Origin of the sequence: Rhodopseudomonas sp. BR0G17, from assembly GCF_010907025.1 — a bacterium.
Taxonomy (GTDB): domain Bacteria; phylum Pseudomonadota; class Alphaproteobacteria; order Rhizobiales; family Xanthobacteraceae; genus Rhodopseudomonas; species Rhodopseudomonas palustris_H.
Map to the genome: position 1 here is coordinate 1 of NZ_QUML01000074.1, position 3,573 is coordinate 3,573.

Below are 3,573 nucleotides of genomic sequence, written 5' to 3' on the forward strand. Positions count from 1 at the left end.
CCGTGCCGTCCTGATGGCGGGATTTCAGATAGTCCACCAGGCCGCCGGCCTGAGGCGTTTCTGCCGGCTTCTCCAGGCTCGGCAACAGCACCAGGATCGTCGGATCACCGTCCTCAGCCGGCAGACTGTCGAACACGCGGACGATGCGATCCTGCGCGTCGTCATAGGCGAGGTGGCTGATGCGGAGGAGCGGTGCCGTCTGGCCAAGACGCTGCCGTGCATTGCGATCGGCGACGGTGAGCAGATCGGTCAGTCCATCGACGCTGGCGCGCTGCACCCCGGGGTACAGCACCAGGCCGATTTCCGGCGGCGACGATGCGCGGGCCATTGTCGGTTTCGCCCCTCGATTTGTCGGGTCTGCCCATCCTGTGCGGCGTGCCTTTCACCTAGCGTGCAGCCGTCGGCGCCGCAACGGCGCTCAAGGGAGGTTCTCATGACCACACGCGCACTGGTGATCGTCGATCTGCAGAACGACTACTTTCCGAACGGCAAGTTCGAGCTGACCAATATCGTCCCAGTGGCCGAGAATGCAGCCCGGCTGCTGCAGGCTGCACGGACCAAAGGGGAGTTCGTCGTCCACGTCCAGCACGTGTTCGCCTCGGCCGAGGCGCCATTCTTCGTCAAAGGCACCCCAGGGGTGGAGATCAATCCGGCGGTCCAGAACCTCGAGGGCGAACCGGTGGTGGTGAAGCATCGGCCGAACTCGTTTCTGGAGACCGATCTCAATGCGCAGCTGATCGCCAAAGGCATCACCGACGTGGTGATCTGCGGCGCGATGAGCCACATGTGTATCGACGCCACGGCGCGCGCCGCGGCAGATCTCGGTTACACGGTGACGGTGGTCCATGATGCGATCGCGACCCGGGATCTGGAGTTCGGGGGCGTTCATGTGCCCGCCGCGCAGGTGCAGGCGGCCTTTCTCGCCGCGCTCGATTCCAGCTACGCGGCAATCGTTGCCACCGATGAGCAGTTGCAGCTCTGATGCGGGTGCAGCCGGTTCGACGGAATGACGAGCGAATAAGCAGCGAGCATGCTTTGGTACCCTCGGCGGCATCGCGTGATGAGACGACTCGCCGTCGGTCGATGCGCTGTCCGTGTACTGATACCAATTAGTTCGCGACCGAGAATGAAACCGTTGTCTGCTGCACGGTCAGCAGCAACGGCCGTTCCCGCTGTCAATTATCTTTGGAATGGGCGGACGAGGGAGATCGACTAATCTCCCAATCAATCGGTGGCGGCGTCATGGGGCATTCATGTGAGCCGCCAGCGGATGATTGGGGGCATCATGTCGAACGTCGAACTCATCTTAAAACCTGTTCGTTTTCTCGCGCGATTGGCGGCCGTCGCGGTGGCAGCAGCGGTCGCACTTCCCGGTGGCGCGTCGGCCGATCCGGTGAGCCCGGCGGGGTGGACCGCCGGTATCGCGCTCGGCGCGCCGCTGCCGGAGGGCGTGTACTTCATCAATACCGCGACTTATTTCGAACGCTCGTCGCGGTTTGCTGCGCCGACGATCGATGCCGGCGTCAACATTCCGGTGGTGGCGTGGTCGACGCCGGTGACGATCCTCGGCGGGCGGCTCGAAATCCTCGGAATCTTTCCGGAGCTGACGGTCAGCGTCAATCCGAACAGCCCGACGAGTGCTGCTTGGCGGGACTTCTATAATCCGGCGGGTCTGGTCGGTCTGGCGTGGGATCTCGGTGGCGGCTGGGGCTTTGCCAACTATGTCGGCGCATTCGCGCCGGTGAACACCACGCTCGGCAACACGCTCAACCTCGGCGGCAATTACTGGACCTTCCTGGAGTTGGCGACCGTCGCCTACAACCGCGACACCTGGAGCGCGACCGCCAATTTCACCTATTCGAGCAGCGGCAGCGATCGCGCCACCGGCGTGAGCATCCAGCCGGATACGGCGCAGATCGATTTCTCGGTCTCCAAGCACTTCAACAAGTGGGAGGTCGGCCTGGTCGGCTACGGCTCGACCGATCTCGGCTCACCGTCGCCGTTCCGCACCGCAGGCGGGCTGTACGGCAACAAGCAGAGCCAGTTCGCGCTGGGCGGCTTGGTGGGCTACAATTTCGGCCCGGTGATCACGCAGTTCTATTTGACCCGCGACGTCGCCGAGCACAATTACTCCGGATACGATACGCGGTTCTGGACGCGCCTGATCATTCCGGTGTGGAGCCCGGATGCGCCGGCGCCGCGCCGGCCGCTGATCACCAAGTGATCTGTATTTTGTAAGGCCGATGAACACAGCACCTGGGGTGCCGGGCGGTCTGATCATCGGATGGCGTAGGCCCTGCCACGGGGGACTAGGCCGAGGAGCGAGAGCAGGGTGGTCCTGCCTCGCTCCTCACGCTTTGAGCGGCGGACAAACTTTGGCGGGCCGAGCGCAAGCCAACCCGCAGGTCGTCTTACAACTCCTGCATCCGCTTCTTGTCGAGCATCCGGCTGGTGTAGGTCTTCACGGTGTGGAACGCCGCAACCGGATTGTGGCTCAGGACCCGGTCCTTCACCACCAGTGTCGTCACCGGCGCTTCGGCGTGGCGGATGAACAGCGAGTCGTGGCCGACGCACAGGCCCATGATGACATTGAGCTGAGTCTCTTCGCGGTTGAGTAGCCGCGCCTGGAGCACCGGGTTGCAGCATGCCTCGTGGCCGCATTTGATCTTCATCTCTTCGGGCACGCCGATCTCGGTCTTGTCGATCGAGCCGACTTTGCACAGTGCGGTGCGGGTCTCGAAGCCGGCGAGCCGCAGGATGTCGACCAGCACCTTGGTTTCTTCGATCAGGCCGATGCAGGTGGCGATGCCGATCCGCTTGGCGCCGATCCGGCGGGCGAATGCCACCGTCTCTTCGACGCGATTGAGCTTGCAATAATACAGCCCTTCGACCTCGGCGGCCGCCCGCGCCAGCGTCGCGTCGATGGCATCGCCGGAATACAGCTCGACCAGTTCCTGCCGCTCCTCGGGCGCCAGATCCGTCGTCGCGCAAATGCCGGGGTAGCGCTTGTCGTGACGATAGCAGTTGAATTGCCCGCATTCGGAGCAGGTGACGACGTCGGGCTTCGGTTTGGCCATGAGTGTATTTCCGGGTGTGATGGTTCAGAGGTCCGCGTAGCCGGCCGACGCCGGCCACGCAATTGCGCAACGCGTCGGTCGGCCTGCGTATTTGGTTATTTGCGCTTGTTGAGCGCGAATGCGAGGCGGTCGCCGCCAAACTGGATGGTGGTCACCAGGATCACCAGCAGCACGATCACGGTGACCATCACCTGGGTGTCGAAGCGCTGATAGCCATAGCGATAGGCGAGGTCGCCGAGACCGCCGGCGCCGATCGCGCCGGCCACCGCCGAGGCATTGATCATGCTGACCAGGGTGATGGTGAAGCCCGCGACGATGCCCGGCCGCGCTTCCGGCAGCAGCACGTGCCAGACGATGTGCCAACGGCCACAGCCCATCGACTCCGCAGCTTCGATCAGGCCGCGGTCGACTTCGCGCAGGCTGACTTCGGCGATGCGGGCAAAGAACGGAACGCTGGCAACGGTCAGCGGCACGACGGCGCCGAGCACGCCGTAGC

At 63.9% G+C, this 3,573-nt stretch carries 5 protein-coding genes; 2 read left to right on the forward strand and 3 right to left on the reverse strand.

All coding sequences use genetic code 11. The features are described 5' to 3' along the window. Nucleotides 1-328: type 1 glutamine amidotransferase family protein (locus tag DY467_RS25160; RefSeq protein WP_502706454.1), on the reverse strand; the 328-nt coding region annotated here is incomplete at its 3' end. A 105-nt stretch (nt 329-433) separates the two neighbouring features. Here DY467_RS25160 and DY467_RS25165 point away from each other — a divergent pair. Next, nucleotides 434-982, forward strand: a complete 549-nt coding sequence (locus DY467_RS25165; RefSeq protein WP_164639760.1) for a cysteine hydrolase family protein — start codon at nt 434-436, stop codon at nt 980-982. Nucleotides 983-1,348: 366 nt separating this feature from the next. Further along, a complete protein-coding gene (locus tag DY467_RS25170; RefSeq protein ID WP_349627691.1) occupies nt 1,349-2,224 on the forward strand; it encodes a transporter in 876 nt (291 codons plus the stop codon). Between the two features lie 187 nt (nt 2,225-2,411). Here DY467_RS25170 and DY467_RS25175 read toward each other — a convergent pair whose 3' ends face one another. Together DY467_RS25175 and DY467_RS25180 are read right to left on the reverse strand one after the other, a co-directional pair. Next, nucleotides 2,412-3,077 (reverse strand): DUF1847 domain-containing protein, encoded by a 666-nt coding sequence (locus tag DY467_RS25175; RefSeq protein ID WP_164639765.1) that lies wholly within the window; start codon nt 3,075-3,077, stop codon nt 2,412-2,414. A 95-nt stretch (nt 3,078-3,172) separates the two neighbouring features. After that, a partial coding sequence (locus DY467_RS25180) for a methionine ABC transporter permease (RefSeq protein ID WP_164639766.1) occupies nt 3,173-3,573 on the reverse strand: 401 nt, incomplete at its 5' end.

Bases quoted from the DNA above. Each gene is read 5' to 3' on its own strand.
- DY467_RS25165 (WP_164639760.1), top strand. From the start codon at position 434: ATGACCACACGCGCACTGGTGATCGTCGATCTGCAGAACGACTACTTT.
- DY467_RS25175 (WP_164639765.1), bottom strand. From the start codon at position 3,077: ATGGCCAAACCGAAGCCCGACGTCGTCACCTGCTCCGAATGCGGGCAA.